29 protein-coding genes are annotated in these 20,355 nt (G+C 66.0%); all 29 read left to right on the forward strand.

The window, feature by feature from the left end; translation table 11 throughout:
- The first annotated feature begins 11 nt into the window (after positions 1–11).
- Positions 12–2,996 carry a glycoside hydrolase family 2 TIM barrel-domain containing protein gene (locus EAX62_RS13865; protein WP_233557970.1) on the forward strand — a complete coding sequence of 995 codons (2,985 nt, stop codon included), beginning with the start codon at positions 12–14 and terminating at the stop codon, positions 2,994–2,996.
- A gap of 363 nt (positions 2,997–3,359) precedes the next feature.
- Entirely contained in the window at positions 3,360–3,671 is a 312-nt protein-coding gene (gene rpsJ, locus EAX62_RS13870; protein WP_040284687.1) for a 30S ribosomal protein S10, read from the forward strand.
- An 11-nt stretch (positions 3,672–3,682) separates the two neighbouring features.
- Positions 3,683–4,342: a 50S ribosomal protein L3 gene (gene rplC, locus EAX62_RS13875; protein WP_121902499.1), complete on the forward strand. Its 660-nt coding sequence runs from the start codon at positions 3,683–3,685 to the stop codon at positions 4,340–4,342.
- Complete coding sequence (gene rplD / locus EAX62_RS13880; protein WP_121902321.1) at positions 4,339–5,049, forward strand: 50S ribosomal protein L4; 711 nt, start codon at positions 4,339–4,341, stop codon at positions 5,047–5,049. The genes rplC and rplD overlap by 4 nt, the downstream gene beginning before the upstream one ends.
- Positions 5,046–5,354: a 50S ribosomal protein L23 gene (gene rplW, locus EAX62_RS13885; protein WP_121902322.1), complete on the forward strand. Its 309-nt coding sequence runs from the start codon at positions 5,046–5,048 to the stop codon at positions 5,352–5,354. The genes rplD and rplW overlap by 4 nt, the downstream gene beginning before the upstream one ends.
- Before the next feature lie 33 nt (positions 5,355–5,387).
- Positions 5,388–6,224, forward strand: coding sequence for a 50S ribosomal protein L2 (rplB, locus tag EAX62_RS13890; protein WP_121902323.1), 837 nt, complete (start codon positions 5,388–5,390; stop codon positions 6,222–6,224).
- Between the two features lie 18 nt (positions 6,225–6,242).
- Entirely contained in the window at positions 6,243–6,524 is a 282-nt protein-coding gene (gene rpsS / locus EAX62_RS13895; RefSeq protein WP_121902324.1) for a 30S ribosomal protein S19, read from the forward strand.
- Positions 6,525–6,553: 29 nt separating this feature from the next.
- Complete coding sequence (gene rplV / locus EAX62_RS13900) at positions 6,554–6,955, forward strand: 50S ribosomal protein L22 (protein ID WP_121902325.1); 402 nt, start codon at positions 6,554–6,556, stop codon at positions 6,953–6,955.
- Positions 6,956–6,957: 2 nt separating this feature from the next.
- Positions 6,958–7,773, forward strand: a complete 816-nt coding sequence (gene rpsC, locus EAX62_RS13905; protein ID WP_121902326.1) for a 30S ribosomal protein S3 — start codon at positions 6,958–6,960, stop codon at positions 7,771–7,773.
- A 2-nt stretch (positions 7,774–7,775) separates the two neighbouring features.
- On the forward strand, positions 7,776–8,195 hold the full coding sequence (rplP, locus tag EAX62_RS13910) for a 50S ribosomal protein L16 (protein ID WP_121902327.1): 420 nt from the start codon (positions 7,776–7,778) through the stop codon (positions 8,193–8,195).
- A complete protein-coding gene (gene rpmC / locus EAX62_RS13915; RefSeq protein ID WP_121902328.1) occupies positions 8,195–8,428 on the forward strand; it encodes a 50S ribosomal protein L29 in 234 nt (77 codons plus the stop codon). Before rplP ends, rpmC begins: the two co-directional genes overlap by 1 nt.
- A 2-nt stretch (positions 8,429–8,430) precedes the next feature.
- Complete coding sequence (rpsQ, locus tag EAX62_RS13920; RefSeq protein WP_121902329.1) at positions 8,431–8,730, forward strand: 30S ribosomal protein S17; 300 nt, start codon at positions 8,431–8,433, stop codon at positions 8,728–8,730.
- Between the two features lie 349 nt (positions 8,731–9,079).
- Entirely contained in the window at positions 9,080–9,448 is a 369-nt protein-coding gene (gene rplN, locus EAX62_RS13925; RefSeq protein ID WP_121902330.1) for a 50S ribosomal protein L14, read from the forward strand.
- A 1-nt stretch (position 9,449) separates the two neighbouring features.
- Positions 9,450–9,821: a 50S ribosomal protein L24 gene (gene rplX, locus EAX62_RS13930; protein WP_121902331.1), complete on the forward strand. Its 372-nt coding sequence runs from the start codon at positions 9,450–9,452 to the stop codon at positions 9,819–9,821.
- The gene (gene rplE, locus EAX62_RS13935; protein ID WP_121902332.1) at positions 9,821–10,468 is read left to right on the forward strand and encodes a 50S ribosomal protein L5; all 648 of its coding nucleotides are present in this window, start codon (positions 9,821–9,823) and stop codon (positions 10,466–10,468) included. Before rplX ends, rplE begins: the two co-directional genes overlap by 1 nt.
- Before the next feature lie 8 nt (positions 10,469–10,476).
- Positions 10,477–10,662, forward strand: a complete 186-nt coding sequence (locus EAX62_RS13940) for a type Z 30S ribosomal protein S14 (RefSeq protein WP_121902333.1) — start codon at positions 10,477–10,479, stop codon at positions 10,660–10,662.
- A 79-nt stretch (positions 10,663–10,741) separates the two neighbouring features.
- Complete coding sequence (gene rpsH, locus EAX62_RS13945; protein ID WP_121902334.1) at positions 10,742–11,146, forward strand: 30S ribosomal protein S8; 405 nt, start codon at positions 10,742–10,744, stop codon at positions 11,144–11,146.
- Positions 11,147–11,176: 30 nt separating this feature from the next.
- The gene (rplF, locus tag EAX62_RS13950; protein ID WP_121902335.1) at positions 11,177–11,719 is read left to right on the forward strand and encodes a 50S ribosomal protein L6; all 543 of its coding nucleotides are present in this window, start codon (positions 11,177–11,179) and stop codon (positions 11,717–11,719) included.
- Positions 11,719–12,102, forward strand: a complete 384-nt coding sequence (gene rplR / locus EAX62_RS13955) for a 50S ribosomal protein L18 (protein WP_121902336.1) — start codon at positions 11,719–11,721, stop codon at positions 12,100–12,102. Before rplF ends, rplR begins: the two co-directional genes overlap by 1 nt.
- A 26-nt stretch (positions 12,103–12,128) precedes the next feature.
- Positions 12,129–12,737 carry a 30S ribosomal protein S5 gene (rpsE, locus tag EAX62_RS13960; RefSeq protein ID WP_121902337.1) on the forward strand — a complete coding sequence of 203 codons (609 nt, stop codon included), beginning with the start codon at positions 12,129–12,131 and terminating at the stop codon, positions 12,735–12,737.
- Positions 12,737–12,919: a 50S ribosomal protein L30 gene (gene rpmD / locus EAX62_RS13965; protein ID WP_121902338.1), complete on the forward strand. Its 183-nt coding sequence runs from the start codon at positions 12,737–12,739 to the stop codon at positions 12,917–12,919. Before rpsE ends, rpmD begins: the two co-directional genes overlap by 1 nt.
- A 2-nt stretch (positions 12,920–12,921) precedes the next feature.
- Positions 12,922–13,371 carry a 50S ribosomal protein L15 gene (gene rplO, locus EAX62_RS13970; RefSeq protein ID WP_121902339.1) on the forward strand — a complete coding sequence of 150 codons (450 nt, stop codon included), beginning with the start codon at positions 12,922–12,924 and terminating at the stop codon, positions 13,369–13,371.
- A 214-nt stretch (positions 13,372–13,585) separates the two neighbouring features.
- The gene (gene secY, locus EAX62_RS13975; protein ID WP_121902340.1) at positions 13,586–14,890 is read left to right on the forward strand and encodes a preprotein translocase subunit SecY; all 1,305 of its coding nucleotides are present in this window, start codon (positions 13,586–13,588) and stop codon (positions 14,888–14,890) included.
- On the forward strand, positions 14,887–15,462 hold the full coding sequence (locus EAX62_RS13980; protein WP_121902341.1) for an adenylate kinase: 576 nt from the start codon (positions 14,887–14,889) through the stop codon (positions 15,460–15,462). The genes secY and EAX62_RS13980 overlap by 4 nt, the downstream gene beginning before the upstream one ends.
- A complete protein-coding gene (map, locus tag EAX62_RS13985; protein WP_121902342.1) occupies positions 15,459–16,298 on the forward strand; it encodes a type I methionyl aminopeptidase in 840 nt (279 codons plus the stop codon). Before EAX62_RS13980 ends, map begins: the two co-directional genes overlap by 4 nt.
- A 32-nt stretch (positions 16,299–16,330) precedes the next feature.
- Positions 16,331–16,702 (forward strand): DUF1707 SHOCT-like domain-containing protein, encoded by a 372-nt coding sequence (locus tag EAX62_RS13990; RefSeq protein ID WP_121902343.1) that lies wholly within the window; start codon positions 16,331–16,333, stop codon positions 16,700–16,702.
- Between the two features lie 170 nt (positions 16,703–16,872).
- Complete coding sequence (locus EAX62_RS13995; protein WP_147454110.1) at positions 16,873–17,844, forward strand: neutral zinc metallopeptidase; 972 nt, start codon at positions 16,873–16,875, stop codon at positions 17,842–17,844.
- Positions 17,845–18,235: 391 nt separating this feature from the next.
- A complete protein-coding gene (locus EAX62_RS14000) occupies positions 18,236–19,171 on the forward strand; it encodes a neutral zinc metallopeptidase (RefSeq protein WP_147454111.1) in 936 nt (311 codons plus the stop codon).
- Positions 19,172–19,437: 266 nt separating this feature from the next.
- Complete coding sequence (locus EAX62_RS14005; RefSeq protein ID WP_158600687.1) at positions 19,438–20,349, forward strand: hypothetical protein; 912 nt, start codon at positions 19,438–19,440, stop codon at positions 20,347–20,349.
- Positions 20,350–20,355: the final 6 nt, after the last annotated feature.

The raw sequence follows: 20,355 nt of genomic DNA on the forward strand, positions 1-20,355 counted from the left end.
GGATGTGCATCGTGTATCAAGAAATCAGGTCGTTCTCGCCGGGATCCGGCGATCGTGTCCGTCCACGGGGGCACATTGCCACCGATGCGGCATCCATGGACCTGTCCGGTACATGGCGATTCCGCTACTCCGCCCGGCCTGACCTTGCGCCCGAGGGTGCCTCCGACGTCGATCATGACGACGCGGACTGGGACGACATCGTCCTGCCCTGCCACTGGGTCCTGCAGGGACGCGATGACTGGGGCCGCCCCGCCTACACCAACGTGCAGTATCCCTTCCCCGTTGAGGTACCGGATGTCCCCGATGAGAACCCGACGGGCGACCACCGCCTCACGTTCGAGCTGCCGGAGGGTTTCGTGCCCGACGGCGGCCGCGTGTTCCTGCGCTTCGGTGGCGTCGAATCGCTCTGCATCGCGTCGCTGAACGGCATCCGCGTGGGCGTGGTCCGCGGGAGTCGGCTCGCCCAGGAGCTGGACGTGACGGCGCAGCTGCAGCCCGGCACCAACGTGATGCACCTGCGCGTGCACCAGTGGTCCGCGCACAGCTACCTGGAGGATCAGGACCAGTGGTGGTTGCCGGGTGTCTTCCGGGAGGTGGAACTGCTCGCGCGCCCCGCAGCCGGCATCGACGACGTGTGGTTGCGCGCCGACTTCGACCCCGAGACGGGTGAAGGACTACTGATTCCCGAGCTGGTGGCGGACGCCGCCGCGTTCCCCATCACCGTCGCACTGCCAGGACTGGGGGTCGCGGCCACCTATGCATCACCCGAGGAGGTGGAGGCGCTGCCCGTGGGCGAGGTCGACCCGTGGAGCGCCGACCGGCCCACCCTGTACGAGGCGGAGGTCACCAACGCCGCGGAGACCCGCACGCTCCGGGTGGGCTTTCGCCGCGTGGAGATCGTGGGCCATGAGTGGCTCGTCAACGGCACCAAGCTCCGCATCCGGGGAGTGAACCGGCACGAGTTCGACCCCGACCACGGTCGCGTCTTCGACAGGGAGAAGGCCCGCGAGGGCCTGCTGCTCATGAAGCAGCACAACATCAACGCGGTGCGCACCGCTCACTACCCGCCCCATCCCGAGTTCCTGGAGCTGACCGACGAGCTGGGTTTCTGGGTGATCGACGAGTGCGACCTCGAAACCCACGGTTTCGTGTTCGACGACTGGCAGTCCAACCCCACCGACGACGTCCGCTGGCGCGACGCGCTCCTGGACCGGGTCGAGCGTTTCTTCGAGCGGGACAAGAACCATGCGTCGGTGATCTGCTGGTCGCTGGGCAACGAGGCGGGGACCGGCTCCAACTCAGCGGCCATGGCCGCGTGGCTGAACCGACGCGACCCTGAGCGGCCGGTGCACTACGAGCCGGACCACGACGGCACCCACACCGACCTGGTGTCGCGCATGTACGCCACGGTGGAGGAGATGGCCGACATGTCGCAGGGGACGGGCGCGCCCGAGGAGGGCGCCCCAGGCCGCAACGCAGTCCTGGCGGGGCGTCCCATGATCCTGTGCGAGTACGCGCACGCCATGGGCAACGGGGCCGGCGGCCTCAGCGTGTACGAGGAGGCCTTCGACACACTGCCTCAGTGGCACGGCGGCTTTGTCTGGGAGTGGCGCGACCATGGCCTGCGGCACACCACCTCAGGGGGCCAGGAGTTCAACGCCTATGGTGGCGACTTCGGCGAGCAGGTGCACGACGGCAGCTTCGTCTGCGACGGCATGGTGCTCTCCGACGGCACCCCCACGCCCATGCTTGCCGAGTTCGCCGCGGTCGCCTCGCCCATCAAGCTCGACGTGTGGGAGAACGCCATGCTCGTGGAGAACCGTCGCCACGACGGGGACACCACGGACCTGCGTTTCGTCGTCGTCGACGAGCACGACGGCCGCGTGGTCTCGGAGGTCGAGGTGGACCTGCTGCCTGTCGGGCCGGCGGGGGACAGCGGCATCGTCGAACTGCCCGATGCGGCCCAGCCGGAGGCGGGGCAGGCGTGGCGGACGGTGCGCGCCGAACTGGCGCGGGACACGGCGTGGGCGAAGAGGGGCCACGTCGTGGCCTTCGCCCAGGTCCAGACCCACACCGTGGTGGAGTCGCGGACGGCGAAGCCTGCAGGGGAGGCCCCTGCCATCGGCGGGAGCGGACGCATCACGCTGGGCCCGGCCGTGTTCGATGCCCGCACGGGAGATCTCACGTCCCTGCGGGAGGTGGCACTGGAGGGGCCGCGTCTGGACCTGTGGCGCGCACCCACCGAGAACGACGTACTCGGGGACTTCCCGTCGTACGTCGACGTGGAACCCGCCGCGAGCCGTGGTGCCGGGGCGCCGGGGCCCTCCTCTGCCGATCAGTGGCGCGAGGCCGGTCTCGACCGCCTGCAGCGGCGGGTGCTGGCGGTTGACGTCCGGCAGGACGGCGTGCGCGTGCTTCACCGGTTCGCGCCGGCGGCCAGCCAGCAGTCGGTCCTCCTGGAGCTCTTCTGGCAGATGCGTGACGGGGAGCTGGTGCTGTCAGCCGACGCCCAGCCGTCGAGGGGCTGGAAGGGCACGTGGCCGAGGATCGGGCTGCATTTCCTGTTGCCCACCGGCCTCGGGCACGTGGAGTGGTTCGGCACCGGGCCGAATGAGAGCTACCCGGACTCCAAGCAGGCCGCCGTGGTGGGTCGTTTCGGTGGCGACGTCGAGGACCTGGTGGTCAACTATGCGGTGCCGCAGGAGAGCGGCCACCGCGGGGGGCTGCGCGAGCTGTCCCTCCCGGACCTACCCCTGCTGCTGCGGGCCGATGAGGTGAACGGGGAACGCCCCGGGTTCCAGTTGCGTGCCCACAGCGCGCACGAGGTTGCCGCCGCGGCCCATCCCCATGAGTTGCCGACATCCACGGCAACCCACCTGCTCATCGATGCCGCCGTGCACGGCCTTGGATCGCGTTCGTGTGGACCGGACGTCCGGCCTGAGTACCAGTTGCGGCCCCGCGCCGCGCAGTGGTCGCTCCGCTTCACGGCGGAGTGAGGGGGGTCGGCGCGGCGCCTGCGAGGGCGCTGTGCCGGGTGTCGACCGGGTCGGTGAAGCTGATTTGGCGTCGAGGGGAGGGCATGCAAGAATAAGCAGGTTGCTCCGCAGGGGGCTGGTCCGTCGTGGACGCCGACTTTCGAGTCCAAGCGTCGCGTGTGGGCCGCCACCTCAGACGGGGTCGAGCAGATTGCACAGCGCGAATCATGGCATTCCGCAGGGAGAAATCCCTCGGAAAATCGGGATTCGCGCAAGGGAACTGACACGACACTCCCGACCTCGGGGGTCGGAGCAACCAGGGTTGCCAGCCCTATTGCTGGCACGACCGAAGATAGCCATAGGGACGAAGAGTGAGGACAAACTGTGGCGGGACAAAAGATCCGCATCAGGCTGCGGGCATATGACCATGAGGTCATCGACAGCTCGGCGCGCAAAATCGTCGACACCGTGACCCGTACGGGTGCGAAGGTGGCCGGGCCTGTGCCGCTGCCGACGGAGAAGAACGTGTACTGCGTCATCCGTTCGCCCCACAAGTACAAGGACAGCCGCGAGCATTTCGAGATGCGGACGCACAAGCGCCTCATCGACATCCTCGACCCCACCCCGAAGACGGTTGACTCGCTGATGCGCCTCGACCTGCCGGCTGGTGTCGACATCGAGATCAAGCTTCCGTGAGGGAATTGACCATCATGAACCAGAGAATCGTCAAGGGCATCCTGGGCACCAAGCTCGGCATGACCCAGCTGTGGGACGACAACAACAAGGTGGTCCCCGTCACCGTCATCCAGGCCGGCCCGTGTGTTGTCACACAGGTCCGCACGCCCGAGATCGACGGCTACAACGCCGTCCAGCTCGGTTTCGGTGCGATCAAGGCCAAGAAGGTCACCCAGCCTGCGGCTGGACACTTCGCCAAGGCTGACGTCACCCCGCGCAAGCACCTGCTGGAGCTGCGCACCGCCAACGCCACCGAGTACACGCTCGGCCAGGAGCTGACGGCTGAGACCTTCGCCGACGGCGACGTGGTCGACGTCACCGGCACCAGCAAGGGCAAGGGCACCGCCGGCGTCATGAAGCGCCACGGCTTCCACGGTCTGCGCGCCTCGCACGGTGTGCACCGCAAGCACCGCTCTCCGGGATCCATCGGCGGCTGCGCCACCCCCGGTCGCGTGTTCAAGGGCATGCGCATGGCAGGTCGCATGGGCAACGAGAAGGTGACGGTGCAGAATCTCATCATCCACGCCGTCGACGCTGACCGCGGCCTTCTGCTGGTCCGCGGTGCAGTGCCCGGCAACAACGGGTCGCTCGTCGTCGTGCGCAGCGCAGCAAAGAAGGGTGTGCTCTCATGAGTGACGCACGTGTCGTCGACGTCATCGACGCCCAGGGCAAGAAGACCGGTCAGGCCGAACTCCCCTCGGAGATGTTCGACGTCCAGACCAACGTTCCGCTGATCCACCAGGTCGTCACGGCGCAGCTCGCAGCTGCACGCCAGGGCACCCACGCCACGAAGACCCGCGCAATGGTCCGTGGTGGTGGCAAGAAGCCATGGCGCCAGAAGGGCACCGGTCGTGCCCGTCACGGCTCCACCCGTTCACCCATCTGGGTTGGCGGTGGCATCTCCCACGGCCCGCAGCCGCGTGACTACTCGCAGCGCACGCCCAAGAAGATGATTGCAGCCGCCCTCCGTGGTGCGCTCTCCGACAGGGCCCGCGACGGCCAGGTCCACATCATCTCCGAGATCGTGACGGGGGAGACCCCCTCCACCAAGGCTGCTCTCGCCACGCTGTCGACCATCGCAGACCTGAACAAGGTTCTTGTCGTGCTGGACCGCTACGAGGACATCGCGTGGCTCAGCCTCCGCAACGTCCCCCAGGTTCATGCGCTTGCCGTCGACCAGCTGAACACATACGACGTGCTCGTCAACGACGCGGTCATCTTCACCTCCGCAGCACTGGACACCTTCGTCGGTGGCCACGGTTCCTTCGGTGTTGAAGTTGTCGCCACCGAGTCGGAGGCCGCTCAACTGGCCGCCGAGAACGAGGAGGACTCGAAGTGAACAACTTCAAGATTCGCGACCACCGCGACGTGATCCTGCGCCCCGTCGTCAGCGAGAAGAGCTACAACCTCCTCGACGAGGGCAAGTACACGTTCGTTGTCTCGCCCGACGCGAACAAGACTGAGATCAAGATTGCCATTGAGGCGATCTTCAAGGTCAAGGTCACCTCGGTCAACACCCTCAACCGTGAGGGCAAGACCCGTCGCACGCGCTTCGGCATCGGCAAGAAGGCCAACACCAAGCGTGCCATCGTGACCGTCGCTGACGGCGATCGCATCGACATCTTTGCCGGCCAGGGCGACTGACGGCGTCGAGAAGCAAAGGACTGAAATAACCTCATGGGTATTCGCAAGTACAAGCCGACAACGCCGGGCCGTCGTGGCTCTAGCGTGTCCGACTTCGTCGAACTCACTCGTTCCACCCCCGAGAAGTCGCTCCTCGTTGCCAAGCCGAAGACCGGTGGCCGCAACAACACCGGGCGCATCACCACGCGCCACATCGGTGGCGGACACAAGCAGGCCTACCGCCTGATCGACTTCAAGCGCTACGACAAGGACGGCGTGCCGGCCAAGGTCGCTCATATTGAGTACGACCCGAACCGCACCGCCCGCATCGCACTGCTCCACTACGCCGACGGTGAGAAGCGCTACATCATTGCGCCGAACAACCTGACGCAGGGCACTGTCATCTCTGCTGGCCTCGGCTCGGACATCAAGCCCGGCAACAACCTGGAGCTTCGCCAGATCCCGGTGGGCACCACGGTGCACGCCGTTGAGCTCCGCCCCGGTGGCGGCGCCAAGATGGGCCGCTCTGCTGGCGCATCGATCCAGCTGGTTGCCCGCGAAGGCAAGTACGCCACCCTGCGCATGCCCTCGGGCGAAATGCGTCTGGTGGACATCCGCTGCCGCGCAACCATTGGTTCTGTCGGCAACGCCGAACAGTCCAACATCAACTGGGGCAAGGCCGGCCGCAACCGCTGGAAGGGCATTCGCCCGACCGTCCGCGGTGTCGTCATGAACCCGGTCGACCACCCTCACGGTGGTGGCGAGGGCAAGACGTCCGGTGGACGTCACCCCGTGTCTCCATGGGGCAAGAAGGAGGGACGTACTCGCGACAAGAACAAGGCGAGCAGCCGTCTCATCGTCCGCCGTCGCAAGTCCGGCAAGAAGCGCTGATAGGGAGCCTGAGAGAACATGCCACGCAGTCTTAAGAAGGGCCCCTTCGTCGACGACCACCTCCAAAAAAAGGTGGACGTGCAGAACGAAAAGGGCACCAAGAACGTGATCAAGACCTGGTCGCGCCGCTCGATGATCATTCCGGACATGCTCGGGCACACGCTCGCGGTCCACGATGGTCGCAAGCACATCCCTGTCTTCGTCACCGAGGCGATGATCGGACACAAGCTGGGCGAGTTCGCCCCCACACGTACCTTCCGGGGTCACGTGAAGGACGACAAGAAGGCCCGCCGCCGCTGAGGCGAGCAGAAAAGGATGAGGATTAACCAATGAGCAACGAGAACGGCAACAGCCGTCGTCGAGAGGCCCTGCTCGGGGATCGTCCTGGCTCGTACGCCATCGCGCGGCACGTCCGGATGAGCTCGACCAAGGTCCGTCGCGTCATCGATCTTGTCCGCGGCATGCCCGTGGGCGAGGCGCTTGTCGCCCTGAAGTTCGCCCCCCAGGCAGCTTCCGAGCCCGTCTACAAGGTGGTGGCCTCTGCTGTCGCCAATGCCGAGGACACCGAGGACTTGCGCAGCGCTGACCTGTACATCTCCCAGGCGTTCGTCGACGAGGGTGTGACGCTCAAGCGCATTCGCCCTCGCGCCAAGGGTTCCGCAAGCCAGATCCTGAAGCGTGGCGCCCACATCACCGTGGTCGTCGAACCCCGTGTGCAGAAGGGAGCCTGACAATGGGCCAAAAGATCAACCCGATTGGCTTCCGCCTCGGGATCACCACCGACCACACCACGCGCTGGTACGCCGAGAAGCAGTATGCGGAGTACGTGGCAGAGGATGTCAAGATCCGCCAGTGGCTGACCAAGAACCTCGAGCGGGCTGGCATCAGCTCCATCGAGCTTGAGCGCCGCTCCGAGCGAATCACCATCTTCCTGCACGCTGCGCGTCCGGGCATCGTCATCGGCCGTAACGGCGCCGAGGCGGAGCGCGTGCGCACCGAGCTGGAGAAGATTTCCGGCAAGCAGGTGCAGCTGAACATTCTCGAGGTCAAGAACCCCGAGATCGATGCACAGCTGGTTGCCCAGGGTGTTGCGGAGCAGCTCGGCGCTCGCGTCGCGTTCCGTCGCGCCATGCGCAAGGCGCAGCAGACAGCCATGCGTTCCGGCGCACAGGGCATCAAGATCAAGTGCTCCGGCCGTCTTGGCGGCGCCGAGATGTCGCGCTCCGAGGGTTACCGCGAGGGCCGCGTGCCCCTGCACACCCTGCGTGCCGACATCGACTACGGCTTCTTCGAGGCCCGCACCACATTCGGCCGTATTGGCGTGAAGGTGTGGATCTACAAGGGTGACGTGACCGGAACCCGTGCGGAGCGCGCTGCCCAGAAGGCCGCACGCAACGCTGCCCCAGGTGGCCGCCAGCGTCCGGGCCGTCGTCCGGCACGCGGGGAGGGTCGTGGGGATCGTCCCGAGCGCGGTGGCGGACGCCGTCGCACCGATGCAGCCCAGGCTCCGGCTGAGGCTGCTCCCGCAACCGAGAACGCAGGAGCCTAGTCATGCTGATTCCTCGTCGCGTCAAGTTCCGTAAGCAACATCGCCCCGATCGCACGGGCATGGCCAAGGGCGGCACCAAGCTCGCCTTCGGTGAATACGGCATCCAGGCGCTGGAGTCCTCCTACCTGACGAACCGTCAGATTGAGGCTGCACGTATTGCCATGACCCGTCACATCAAGCGTGGCGGCAAGGTCTGGATCAACGTGTACCCGGACCGCCCGCTCACGAAGAAGCCTGCCGAAACCCGCATGGGTTCCGGTAAGGGTTCTCCCGAGTGGTGGATCGCCAACATCAAGCCCGGACGCGTGTTGTTCGAGCTCTCCGGTGTGCCGGAGGACATTGCCCGCGAGGCATTGCGTCTCGCTATCCACAAGCTGCCCTTCAAGGCACGCTTCATCAAGCGCGAAGCAGGTGAAATCTGATGAGCAAGGTCGTTTCCGCCCACGAGCTGCGTGGCCTGTCACGTGACCAGCTCAACGCCAAGGTGGTCGAACTGAAGGAAGAACTCTTCGGCCTCCGTTTCCAGGCGGCCACGGGTCAGCTGGAGACCCACGGTCGGCTGCGCGCCGTCCGTAAGGACATTGCCCGCATCTACACCGTGCTGCAGGAGCGCAACCTCGGCATCGTTGACGAGCCCGCGGTTGAGGAGAAGTGAACATGAGCGAAGAAACCACTGACCAGACGTTGGCCGAGCCCCAGGGCGAGGATCGCGGTCGCCGCAAGGTGCTGCAGGGCGTCGTTGTGTCCGACAAGATGGACAAGACCATCGTCGTCCTCGTCGAGGATCGGGTGAAGCACCCGCTCTACGGCAAGGTCATGACGAAGTCGACGCGGCTGAAGGCCCACGACGAGGAGAACTCCGCCCTCACCGGCGACCGTGTCCGCGTCATGGAGACCCGTCCGCTGTCCGCCACGAAGCGTTGGCGCCTCATCGAGGTCATCGAGCGCGCCAAGTAGGCACTCGCTGCACGCCACAACGGCCCGTCTTCCCCTCGGGGGAGGCGGGCTGTTGTCGTGCGTGGACCCGCGGGGGCTTCAGGAAGGTTCCGAGGGGCCGTTGGTGGCTCGCTGGTGCACTGATGGGAGACGCTCACTGGGCGACGATTTCACGCTGGCGCATGACGTGCTATACGCTTGCAAAGTTGTTCTGGGTCTGTGCCCGCGTGCTTTGTGTGCGTGGGGACCTTTCCCGGACAGCAGAACCCCGCGGCCTCTGGGCCCTGGGCGCCTCCTGGCAAAATCCAGGGGGACCATCGAAGTTCCGGTTCAGGCCTGACAAGGGAACCAGCCGGACGAAGGAGAACAAATGATCCAGCAGGAGTCGCGGCTTAAAGTCGCCGACAACACTGGTGCCAAGGAAATCTTGTGCATCCGTGTTCTCGGTGGCTCGAAGCGTCGCTACGCCTTTCTCGGTGACACCATCGTCGCCACGGTCAAGGACGCGATCCCCGGCGGCAACGTCAAAAAGGGTGACATCGTCAAGGCCGTCATTGTGCGTAGTACCAAGGAACGTCGCCGTGCCGACGGGTCCTACATCAAGTTTGACGAGAACGCCGCCGTCATCCTGAAGACCGACGGGGAGCCCCGCGGCACCCGCATCTTCGGCCCGGTGGCCCGTGAACTGCGTGAGAAGAAGTACATGCGCATCGTCTCGCTCGCACCGGAGGTGATCTGACATGGCAGGTCTTCGCGTGAAGAAGGGTGACCGCGTCAAGGTCATCGCAGGCAAGGACAAGGGCACGATCGGTGAGATCATCGCCGTGTTCATCGAGCAGGAGCGCGTCATCGTCGAGGGCGTGAACCTCATGAAGCGTCACCGCCGCGAGTCCCAGGGCGCCGGCGGCCGTCGCATCGAGGGCGGCATCATCACCGCCGAGGCCCCCATCCACGTTTCCAACGTGCAGCTCGTCACCAAGGTCGACGGCGCTGACGTGGTGACCCGCGTCGGCTTCGAGCGCGTCGAGGTCATGAAGAAGCGTGCCGACGGCACCGAGTACAAGGCGTTCCGCTCGCAGCGTGTCGCCCGCAAGACCGGGAAGGAGATCTGATGAGCACCGAGACAGTGGAGACCACCCACGTGGAAACCGGCGACATCCCGCGCCTCAAGCAGCGCTACCGCGCCGAGATCACTCAGGCACTGCAGGACGAGTTCAACTACGACAACGTCATGCAGATCCCCGGGCTCGTGAAGATCGTCGTGAACATGGGTGTCGGCGAGGCAGCTCGCGACTCCAAGATCATCGACGGCGCCGTCCGCGACCTCACCGCCATCACCGGCCAGAAGCCGTCCGTGACGAAGGCCCGCAAGTCGATCGCCCAGTTCAAGCTCCGTGAGTTCCAGCCCATCGGCTGCCACGTCACGCTGCGCGGCGACCGCATGTGGGAGTTCGCGGACCGTCTGCTGACCCTGGCACTGCCCCGAATCCGCGACTTCCGCGGGCTCAACGGCCGCCAGTTCGACGGCAATGGCAACTACACCTTCGGTCTCAACGAGCAGGTCATGTTCCTCGAGATCGACCAGGACAAGATCGATCGTGTGCGCGGTATGGACATCACGTTCGTCACCTCGGCTGCCAACGACGTGGAGGGCAAGGCGCTGCTGAAGCACCTGGGCTTCCCGTTCAAGGCTGTTGATGACCCGAAGAAGGCCAAGGCCAAGCGCGGTCCGGCGTTCTACGCCAAGAAGAAGAAGTGAGCTGAGTAATGGCAAAGACAGCACTCAAGGTCAAGCAGGCCCGCAAGCCCAAGTTCGGTGTGCGCGCCTACTCCCGTTGCACGCGTTGCGGTCGGCCCAGGTCGGTGTACCGCAAGTTTGGTGTGTGCCGCATCTGCCTGCGCGAGCTGGCACACGCCGGCGAGCTGCCCGGCATCACCAAGTCGTCCTGGTGACCTCGAACTCCCCAACTTTGAACAAACGCGCGTCAGGTCCTGAACAAGGAAACCGACGCGAGAAAGAGGCTCAACAGCCATGACAATGACTGACCCGATTGCAGACATGCTCACGCGTCTGCGCAACGCCAATCAGGCGTACCTGGAAACGACGGCCATGCCGTCGTCCAAGATCAAGGTGGGCATCGCGGAGATCCTGAAGGCTCAGGGCTACATCCAGAGCTTCGAACTGGCAGATGTTGAAGGCCAGGTCGGCAAGACCCTCACGCTCACACTGAAGTACGGCGAATCGCGCGAGCGTTCCATCGCCGGCCTTCGCCGCATCAGCAAGCCGGGGCTCCGCGTGTACGCCAAGGCGAACTCGCTGCCCAAGGTGCTTGGCGGTCTCGGTGTTGCCATCATCTCCACCTCGCACGGTCTGCTGACTGACAAGCAGGCCAACGCCAAGTCCGTGGGCGGCGAAGTCCTCGCCTACGTCTGGTGACCCGGACCAACTGAGAAGGAGAATAGATAAATGTCACGCATTGGCAGGCTCCCGATCACGGTTCCGTCCGGGGTCGAGGTCACACTCAATGGCCAGCAGGTCGACGTCAAGGGCCCCAAGGGCCTCCTGACGCTCACCGTCGCTGAGCCCCTCACCGTCACCAAGAACGAAGATGGCGAAGTACAGGTTTCCCGGCCCAACGACGAGCGTCAGAACCGCTCGCTCCACGGCCTGACCCGCACGCTCGTGTCCAACATGGTCGTCGGTGTCACCGAGGGCTACGAAAAGAAGCTCGAGATCGTCGGCGTTGGTTACCGTGTGATCTCCAAGGGTCCGAAGCAGCTCGAGTTCGCTCTCGGTTTCTCGCACCCGGTGATCATCAACGCTCCCGAGGGTGTCACGTTCACCGTCGAGTCGCCGACCCGTCTTTCGGTCGCTGGTATCGACAAGCAGTTGGTCGGGGAGACTGCGGCCAACATCCGCAAGCTCCGCAAGCCTGAGCCCTACAAGGGCAAGGGTGTCCGCTACGCGGGCGAGCAGGTCCGCCGCAAGGCCGGAAAGGCTGGTAAGTAATGGCTATCTCGCTGGGGGCTCGCAAGGGTCTCGCACCCAAGAGCGCGTCGCGGGCTCGCCGCCAGCTCCGCGCCCGCAAGAAGATCAACGGTTCGGCCATGCGCCCCCGTCTGGTCGTCACCCGTTCCACGCGGCATCTGTTCGTCCAGGTCATCGACGACGTCCAGGGCCGCACGCTGGTGTCTGCCTCCACCATGGAGGCCGACCTTCGCGCAGTACAGGCCGACAAGTCGGGCAAGGCCCGTCAGGTTGGCTCCTTGATCGCGGAGCGTGCCAAGGCTGCAGGAATTGACCAGGTCGTCTTCGACCGTGCCGGCAACAAGTACCACGGCCGCATCGCGGCGCTCGCTGACGCGGCGCGCGAAGCTGGTCTGGACTTCTAACAAACGACGAAAGGAAGGGCAACACGATGAGTGAAACCCAGCAGCGCGGCGCAGGCCGTGCAGGCGGTGAGCGTCGTGGCCGTGACGATCGTCGTGGCCAGGCTCGCCAAGAAGAGAAGAACCAGTACCTCGAGCGCGTGGTTGCCATCAACCGCGTGGCCAAGGTCGTCCAGGGCGGTCGCCGCTTCAGCTTCACGGCGCTCGTCGTCGTGGGCGACGGCGAAGGCATGGTCGGCGTGGGGTACGGCAAGGCCAAGGAGGTGCCCGCGGCAATCGCCAAGGGTGTCGAGGAGGCGAAGAAGCACTTCTTCCGCGTCCCCATGGTCCAGAAGACCATCACGCACCACGTACAGGGTGAGAAGGCAGGCGGCGTTGTGCTGCTGCGTCCCGCATCTCCCGGTACCGGTGTCATCGCCGGGGGCTCCGTTCGCGCGGTGCTTGAGTGCGCAGGCATCGGCGACGTGCTGTCGAAGTCGCTTGGCTCCGCCAACGCGATCAACGTCGTGCACGCCACCGTGGACGCGCTGAAGCAGCTCGAGATGCCCGACGCCATTGCGCGCCGTCGTGGACTTCCCGTGGAAGACGTCGCCCCGGCGGCTCTGCTTCGTGCACTCAAGGAAGGGGCAACTTCCTGATGGCTGAGTTGAAGATCACCCAGTTCAAGTCGGGGGTCGGCGGCAAGCAGAACCAGCGTGACACGTTGCGCACCCTCGGTCTCAGGCGCGTCGGTGCATCCGTCGTGCGTGAGGATCGTCCCGAGGTGCTCGGCATGATCAAGGCCGTCGCCCACCTTGTCACCGTGGAAGAGGTCAAGTAACCATGGCACTGAAAATTCATCACCTGCGTCCCGCCCCCGGAGCCAAGACCGCCAAGACCCGTGTGGGTCGCGGTGAAGGTGGCAAGAGGGGTAAGACCGCTGGTCGCGGTACGAAGGGTACGGGCGCTCGCAAGAACGTTCCCGCAGCCTTCGAGGGTGGCCAGATGCCCATGCACATGAGGGTCCCGAAGCTGAAGGGGTTCAAGAACCCGTTCCGCGTCGAGTTCCAGGTCGTCAACGTGGGTCGCCTCGGGGAACTGTTCCCCCAGGGCGGCACCATCACCGTTGAGGATCTCATCGAGGCCGGCGCAGTGCGCGACGGCTCCCTCGTCAAGGTGCTCGGCAACGGCGACATCTCCGTGGCGTTGAACATCACCGCCCATGCCTTCTCCGCTTCCGCCAAGGCGAAGCTCGAAGAGGCCGGCGGCACGCTCACAGAGCTCGCTGCCTGAACCAGCTGAACCATTGTGGCCGGTGCCCTCACGGGTGCCGGCCACATCTGTTCCTCGGCATGGTGGACATCGTTTGTCCCCACTGCCCTCGTGCGGCCACATGATCACGCGCGGCTCCCGGTTGGGTCCTCCGTGCCGCGCTTGATAGGCTGCGCGGGTTGCCTTGATTGGCAACGCCTTCCTTTGTTGACTCCGTAGGAGAAAGTGGGGCCGGATGTTCTCCGCCTTCGCAAACGCATTCAAGACGCCGGACCTGCGCAAGAAGATCCTCTTCACCCTGGGTGTTCTCGCACTGTTCCGCCTTGGATCGACGATCCCGACCCCGAACGTGAACATCTCACGGATCAACCAGTGCGCGACGCTCGCCACCGAGGGGGCGCAGGCTGGCATCTACACGATGATCAACCTCTTCTCCGGTGGTGCGCTGCTCAAACTGTCGATCTTCGCGCTGGGCATCATGCCCTACATCACCGCGTCGATCATCCTGCAGCTGCTCACCGTGGTGATCCCGAAGCTGGAGGCCCTCAAGAAGGAGGGCGCGACCGGCACGGCGAAGATCACGCAGTACACCCGTTACCTCACCCTGGTCCTCGCCGTCCTGAACTCGACGGCGTTCATCACGCTGGCCCGTACCGGCCAGCTCTTCCAGGGCTGCACGGGCATCCTCAACACCGACGAGCTGCTGCCCCTGGTCACGATGGTGCTGACCATGACGGCCGGCACCGTCGTGATCATGTGGCTGGGTGAGCTCATCACCGAACGCGGCATCGGCAACGGCATGTCCGTCATGATCTTCACGCAGATCGCCGCCAGCTTCCCCGCCGGTCTGTGGGCCATCAAGCAGTCGAGCCCCGGCGCCACCGGTTGGTTCCTGTTCTTCGGCGTCATCGCCATCGGCCTGCTCGTGATGCTCGGCATCGTCTTCGTGGAGCAGGGCCAGCGCCGGATTCCCGTCCAGTACGCCAAGCGCATGGTGGGTCGTCGCCTCGTCGGTGGATCCACCACCTACATCCCGCTCAAGGTGAACCAGGCGGGCGTCATCCCCGTCATCTTCGCCACGTCGATCCTGTACCTGCCCATCCTGTACGCCCAGTTCCGTCCCGAAAGCGCCGTGTCCATCTGGATTGCGCAGAACTTCGCGAACAACGGCGTCTGGTCCTCGGTGGCCCAGTTCTTCCTCATCATCTTCTTCACCTACTTCTACGTCTCCATCACCTTCAACCCGGAGGAGGTGTCGGACAACATGAAGAAGTACGGCGGGTTCATCCCCGGCATCCGTGCCGGCAAGCCCACCGAGCGCTACCTGTCCTACGTCTTGTCGCGCCTGACGGCGCCCGGGTCGCTGTACCTCGCCATCATCGCCCTCGCGCCCACCCTGGCGTTCGTGGGCGTGGGTGCCAACGAGAACTTCCCCTTCGGCGGTACGTCGATCCTCATCATCGTGGGTGTGGCACTGGACACCGTGAAGCGGATCGAGAGCCAGCTCCAGCAGCGCAACTATGAGGGCTTCCTGCGGTGAGACTGCTGATCATGGGTGCACCGGGCGCAGGCAAGGGAACCCAGGCCACGGCCCTGGCCGAGCGGTACGGGATCCCGGCCGTCTCGACGGGTGACATCTTCCGCTCCAACATCCAGCAGGGCACTGATCTGGGCGTGCAGGTCAAGGCCATCATCGAGGCCGGCGAGTACGTGTCGGACGACTTGACGGAGGCCATCGTGGCCGATCGCCTGGCTCAGCCGGACTGTGCCCAGGGTTTCCTGCTCGACGGGTTTCCGCGCACCATGCATCAGGTCCACTTTCTTGACGAACACCTCAGTGCCACGTCCCGTCAGCTCGACGCGGTCGTGTCGCTGCAGGTCAATCCTGACGCACTGGTGGATCGTCTGCTGGAGCGTGCCCGCATCGAGGGCCGCGCCGACGACAACGAGGACACCATCCGTCGCCGGATGGAGGTCTACGCCGGACAGACGGCGCCGCTGCTGTTCCACTACGAACGCCAGGGGATCCTGGTGGACGTGGACGGTACCGGCACGGTTGACGAGGTGCGGGAACGCATGTTCGCCGGAGTCGACAAGCACACCGGGAAGTGATGGGGAGCATGCGGATCGAGATCAAGACCGACGACCAACTCAAACTGATGCGCCGTGCCGGACTTGTGGTGGCGGAAGGGCTGCAGGCCATGCAGGACGCAGCATCACCCGGCATGACCACCCTGGAGGTGGACGCGGTCGGACGTGAAGTCCTGGCCCGCAACAACGCCACCTCGAACTTCTTGAACTACGGCGCCGAGTACGGCGTCGGGTTCGCGGGTGTGGCCTGCATCTCGGTCAACGAGGAACTGGTGCACGGGGTCCCCGGCTCGCGAGTGCTGGCCGAGGGCGACGTCGTCTCCGTGGACTTCGGCGCCATCATCCAGGGCTGGCACGGCGATGCTGCCGCAACGTTCATCATCGGTGAGGCTGACCCCGCCGACGAAGCGCTCTCGGAGGCCACGCGCGGTGCGCTGTGGGCGGGCATCTCCCAGGCGAAGGCCGGCGGCCGCGTGAGTCACGTCTCGCGCGCCATCGACGAGTTCGTGAAGGCCCAACCCCGCCGCTATGGGACGCTTCGGGAGTACACGGGCCACGGGATCGGCTCGTCGATGCACATGGACCCGGACGTCCCCAACTTCCACAAGCGGGGCCCGAGCCCCAAGCTGGACGTCGGCATGGCCCTGGCCATTGAACCCATGCTCACCCGAGGGCTGCACCAGACCTCGGTCTGCGAGGACGACTGGACCGTGGTCAGCCGCGACGGCTCCCGCGGCGCCCACTGGGAGCACACGGTGGCGATCACCCGCGACGGCCTGTGGGTGCTCACCGCACCCGACGGTGGCGAAGCTGAACTGGCAGCGCGTGGCGTCCAGTTCGGACCACTCTCCGACTGATACCCCGTCAACCGGTGACCTACCATGGGGGCATGAGCAGCCTGCCTCCGTCCTCGAAGTACCTGCAACAGGCACAGGCCGACGTCGATGACGTCGAGCGTGAAGCCCTCACCAAGAGGCTTTCGGACGCGTTTGCCGACGGCAGGCTGCAGCAGGACGACTACATGGCGGCGCTGGATGTCGTGTACGGGGCCCAGCATCTGGGTGAACTCGTTCCGGTGATCGAGCGGCTCCCCGCGGCGGCTGTGGAGGTGCCCGGCATCGTGCAGTCCTCCGGGGTCCCGGCAGGCCAGGTGAGTACGTCCCGCAACGTTCTCATCCCCGCACTTTTGGTCACCGGTGTCGTCCTGGCGCTGCTCATCACCCTTGCGGTACTGGTGGTGCTCTTCGCAGGTGTGGCGTGAGCCCTGCCCCGCCGGGTGGTCCACCCGATCACTGGTTGCCACCCGCGACGCGCGCTCAACCCCCTCCACCGCAACCGGCGCACCGTGACGCCCCCGCGCCACTGCAGGGGCCTGCAGCGCACTGGGCACCGCCCTTCACACAGACCGAGGGCCCCGATGGGCCGTGGGTGGTGTCCAGGCCATCAGAGGACTCCCACAGGGCACCCTTGATCGGCCTGCTCGTGTTCCTCCTCGTTGTTGCCATGGCAGCCGCGGGCGTCGTCGTCACACGCTGGCAGAACAACGAGACCTATGGCTTCGATGAGGCGACCCCCTCCGTGGTGACGACTCCCACCGTCGCACCGCTGCCGGGTGGAGCGGCTGCTGAGCCTGAACCGCCGGCCTCCTCGGCGCAGGGAGTTGTGGATCCCGCCACGGGGGAGTGGTTGCTGCCGGAGTGGTCGTGGGACGTCCTCCCGGTTCTCGCGCCGGGTCAGGAGGAGGCCTGGCAGACGATGCAGTCGCCACGACTCGCTGCGATGGCGCCCCCGTCCATCGCGGGGTGCGACATGCCCCACACCATCGACGACGACGCGTCCTACCAGGAGGCGGTCACACGGCAGTGGGAGTGCGTCCACGAGGCGTGGACACCGGTGTTCGAAAGGCTCGGCTGGTCGACGGTGGAGCCGCCCCTGAGGTTCTTCACCGGCATCGGCAGCACGAGCGCCTGCGGTTATGCAGAGGCTCCGGCCTTCTACTGTCCCGACGGCGGGGGCATGGCGTTCTTCGGAGGTGACGACCGCGACCTTGCCATGTACTGGGACCTGACGGTCAATGAGTCCGTTCACCACGAGTACGCCCACCACATCCAGAACCTGGCCGGCATCATCGACGCCATGGAGGGGGTCGACCCCACCGACGACCTGGACCGCCGGCTGGAGTTGCAGGCCACCTGCCTGTCCGCCAGCATGACGTTCCACAACGATGCCGTTGGTTTCGACCAGAGCAGATGGGACGACTGGCAGTACAGCCTGCACGAGAGCGTGCTCGACGACGAACACGGCAGCCGGGAGTCGCTGCTGTACTGGGGCACGCGGGGCCTGTACGCCGACACGGTGGGTGACTGCAACACGTGGTCCGTGGATCCGGCCAGGGTCAACTGAAATGTCCCAACCCCCACGCCCTGGCCCATTCCCGCCACCACACAACGGTCCGCTCGGGCCTCCGGCCTTCGGCCCCTACCAGCCTCCAGCAGCCGGCCCGCCCCAGCAGCCCTGGAGTGGTCCGCCAGCACCCCAGTGGCCCGGGGGCGGGGGTCAGCGACCGCCTGGGGCTCCGCCATGGAACGGGCAGCCGTACACGACGGGAGGGACGCCCGAGCGCCGCTGGGATGCGCCACCGGCGGCCTCGCCTCCACCGCAGCAGAGACCCACCGGCTGGGTTCCCGGCACACCACCAGGTGGGGGCCCGCCCCCCGGTGCTCGGTGGAGGCCGCCGCCCCCGTTCGGGCCACCGACACCGCCCCCGCCGCGCCGCAGGTCGGTGAAGGGCCCCGTGTGGGCACTCATCTCGGCCGGCACAGCACTGGCGGTACTGCTGGGCGTCGCGGGACAGGTGTGGGGGCAGCCGCCAGCTGACCCGAGCATCCCCGGGCCAGCACCCACCACCACGCGGCCGGTGTCCACACCGACGGCAGTGGAGACGCCCCCACCCTCTTCGCCGTCCCCATCCCCTTCGCCCACACCGCCGCCGCCAGCGCCGACCCGGGAGGGCTGGCAACTCCCCGAGCGCGACTGGGAAGCACTGCCGCCCCCCGCCCCACAAAATGATCTGTGGACGGTGCTGCAGGCTGAAGAGCTGATCGGTGAGCCCGCGCCCATCCTGTCCACCTGCCCGGCCGTCCAGAAGGTCACGTCCGAGACGGAGTACCAGGCACTCGTCCTCCAGCAATGGCACTGCGTCCACCGTGCCTGGGTGCCGCTTTTCCAGCTCAAGGGGTGGTCCACCGTGGAGCCCCCCGTGGAGTTCTACCCCGGCACCGGGGCTCCCAGTGAATGCGGATACCTTGAGGCGCCCGCCTTCTACTGCTCCGCAGGGATGGGCACCGTCCATTTCGGGGCGGGGCACCTGGAGATGGCCATGGACTGGGACCTGTCCATCAACGAGATGGTCAACCACGAGTACTCCCACCACGTCCAGAGCCTCGCCGGGATCACCACCGCGAAGATGCAGCTGGTCCAGTCGGACGAGATCGAGCGTCGTGCGGAACTGCAGGCCACCTGCTGGTCCGCCACCATGACCCGCAACAGTGAGATCGTGGATTTCGACGAGAACAACTGGGACAGCTGGCAACAACGACTGGAGACGATGACCATCGACGGCATCCATGGCAGCCGGGAGTCGATCCTCTTCTGGGGGACGCGCGGGCTGTACGCCCAGACCCTGGGGGACTGCAACACGTGGGCGGTCGGCGCAGAAAGGGTGAGCTGATGTCCATGCCGCCTCCCGACCGGTTCACCCACCCATCCGGACCCATCACCCCACCCGGCGCGCGCGGCAGCTCCGGAGGACCACCAAGCGCCGGGCCCTGGGGGCCCCCGCCGCCCGCCGCCCCCTGGGGGCCGCCCGCCTTCCGCGGTGGGCCACCGCCGGGGCCGCCGCCCCGAGGACTCTACGGGCCCCCCTCCAACTGGGGGCCCTCGGGTGGGGGGCCGGGCTGGGCTCCGCCCCCTCGACGCACCTCATCGGGTGCCGTGGTGGGCTGCCTCGTGGCGGTGGTGGGGTTCCTGGTGATCGTGCCGGGCCTCATCGCGGTGCTGGGTGGGCTGGTGGCGTCCTCCGTGGAACCGTACGAGCCGCCCACACCCATGCCCCGGCCCAGCAGTGCCCCACCGGCCCCGCCCACCCCGAAGCCTGAGCCGCCGACCCCGAAGCCGGCACCACCGGAACCCGAGCCCATCCCGAACCGGACAAATCCGCCGCTCCCGCCACCGAACTCGGGGGATCCTGCATGGGTGAGGGTGCAGCAGGCAGCCGTCTACACGGCCTCCTTCCCCTCCATGTCCGGCTGCCCAGCGCCCGCGACGCTGGGAACCATGGCAGAACTGCAGCCCTACGCCACCGCCGAACTGGCATGCATCCAGAACGCCTGGCGCCCCGTACTCGCCACCGTGGGTCTACCGAGCGCAGAGGTGCCGCACTTTTTCTTCTCCGGGTCCGAGGTGACTTCTCCCTGCGGGGTCTCGACGGCGCCCGCGTACTACTGCTCCGCCAATGGGGGAACGATTCACATCGGCGAAGACCTGCTGCTGGACACGTCGTGGGACCCCATCTGGGCGAAGGATGTGATCGGGCACGAATACGGTCACCACATCCAGGGGGTGAGCGGCTTCTTTGACGCCATGGACGACTTGCCCCCGGGCAACGAGACGATCCGGCGCAACGAGATCCAGGCCACCTGTTTCTCCATGGGCATGCTCCGTCGCGACGATTCCGTCACACTGGATCGGCCGTTCTACGACACTCTCGAACCGCACCTTCGCAGCTATCTCGATGACGGTACCCACGGAAGCCCGGACTCGCTGGCCCTGTGGGGAATGCGCGGCTTCCACGCCACTCTTGCAGGCGAGTGCACCACCTGGCTTGTGGGGTCCGACAAGGTCCGGTGAGGCAAC

It is taken from the genome of Tessaracoccus antarcticus, from assembly GCF_003688855.1.
GTDB classification, from domain to species: domain Bacteria; phylum Actinomycetota; class Actinomycetes; order Propionibacteriales; family Propionibacteriaceae; genus Arachnia; species Arachnia antarctica.

What these genes read in the sequence shown, in the direction of transcription:
- rplD (WP_121902321.1), top strand. Translation starts at nt 4,339, where the DNA reads ATGAGTGACGCACGTGTCGTCGACGTCATCGACGCCCAGGGCAAGAAG.
- rplB (WP_121902323.1), top strand. Translation starts at nt 5,388, where the DNA reads ATGGGTATTCGCAAGTACAAGCCGACAACGCCGGGCCGTCGTGGCTCT.
- rpsS (WP_121902324.1), top strand. Translation starts at nt 6,243, where the DNA reads ATGCCACGCAGTCTTAAGAAGGGCCCCTTCGTCGACGACCACCTCCAA.
- rplV (WP_121902325.1), top strand. Translation starts at nt 6,554, where the DNA reads ATGAGCAACGAGAACGGCAACAGCCGTCGTCGAGAGGCCCTGCTCGGG.
- rpsC (WP_121902326.1), top strand. Translation starts at nt 6,958, where the DNA reads ATGGGCCAAAAGATCAACCCGATTGGCTTCCGCCTCGGGATCACCACC.
- rplP (WP_121902327.1), top strand. Translation starts at nt 7,776, where the DNA reads ATGCTGATTCCTCGTCGCGTCAAGTTCCGTAAGCAACATCGCCCCGAT.
- rpmC (WP_121902328.1), top strand. Translation starts at nt 8,195, where the DNA reads ATGAGCAAGGTCGTTTCCGCCCACGAGCTGCGTGGCCTGTCACGTGAC.
- rpsQ (WP_121902329.1), top strand. Translation starts at nt 8,431, where the DNA reads ATGAGCGAAGAAACCACTGACCAGACGTTGGCCGAGCCCCAGGGCGAG.
- rplN (WP_121902330.1), top strand. Translation starts at nt 9,080, where the DNA reads ATGATCCAGCAGGAGTCGCGGCTTAAAGTCGCCGACAACACTGGTGCC.
- rplX (WP_121902331.1), top strand. Translation starts at nt 9,450, where the DNA reads ATGGCAGGTCTTCGCGTGAAGAAGGGTGACCGCGTCAAGGTCATCGCA.
- rplE (WP_121902332.1), top strand. Translation starts at nt 9,821, where the DNA reads ATGAGCACCGAGACAGTGGAGACCACCCACGTGGAAACCGGCGACATC.
- EAX62_RS13940 (WP_121902333.1), top strand. Translation starts at nt 10,477, where the DNA reads ATGGCAAAGACAGCACTCAAGGTCAAGCAGGCCCGCAAGCCCAAGTTC.
- rpsH (WP_121902334.1), top strand. Translation starts at nt 10,742, where the DNA reads ATGACAATGACTGACCCGATTGCAGACATGCTCACGCGTCTGCGCAAC.
- rplF (WP_121902335.1), top strand. Translation starts at nt 11,177, where the DNA reads ATGTCACGCATTGGCAGGCTCCCGATCACGGTTCCGTCCGGGGTCGAG.
- rplR (WP_121902336.1), top strand. Translation starts at nt 11,719, where the DNA reads ATGGCTATCTCGCTGGGGGCTCGCAAGGGTCTCGCACCCAAGAGCGCG.
- rpsE (WP_121902337.1), top strand. Translation starts at nt 12,129, where the DNA reads ATGAGTGAAACCCAGCAGCGCGGCGCAGGCCGTGCAGGCGGTGAGCGT.
- rpmD (WP_121902338.1), top strand. Translation starts at nt 12,737, where the DNA reads ATGGCTGAGTTGAAGATCACCCAGTTCAAGTCGGGGGTCGGCGGCAAG.
- rplO (WP_121902339.1), top strand. Translation starts at nt 12,922, where the DNA reads ATGGCACTGAAAATTCATCACCTGCGTCCCGCCCCCGGAGCCAAGACC.
- secY (WP_121902340.1), top strand. Translation starts at nt 13,586, where the DNA reads ATGTTCTCCGCCTTCGCAAACGCATTCAAGACGCCGGACCTGCGCAAG.
- EAX62_RS13990 (WP_121902343.1), top strand. Translation starts at nt 16,331, where the DNA reads ATGAGCAGCCTGCCTCCGTCCTCGAAGTACCTGCAACAGGCACAGGCC.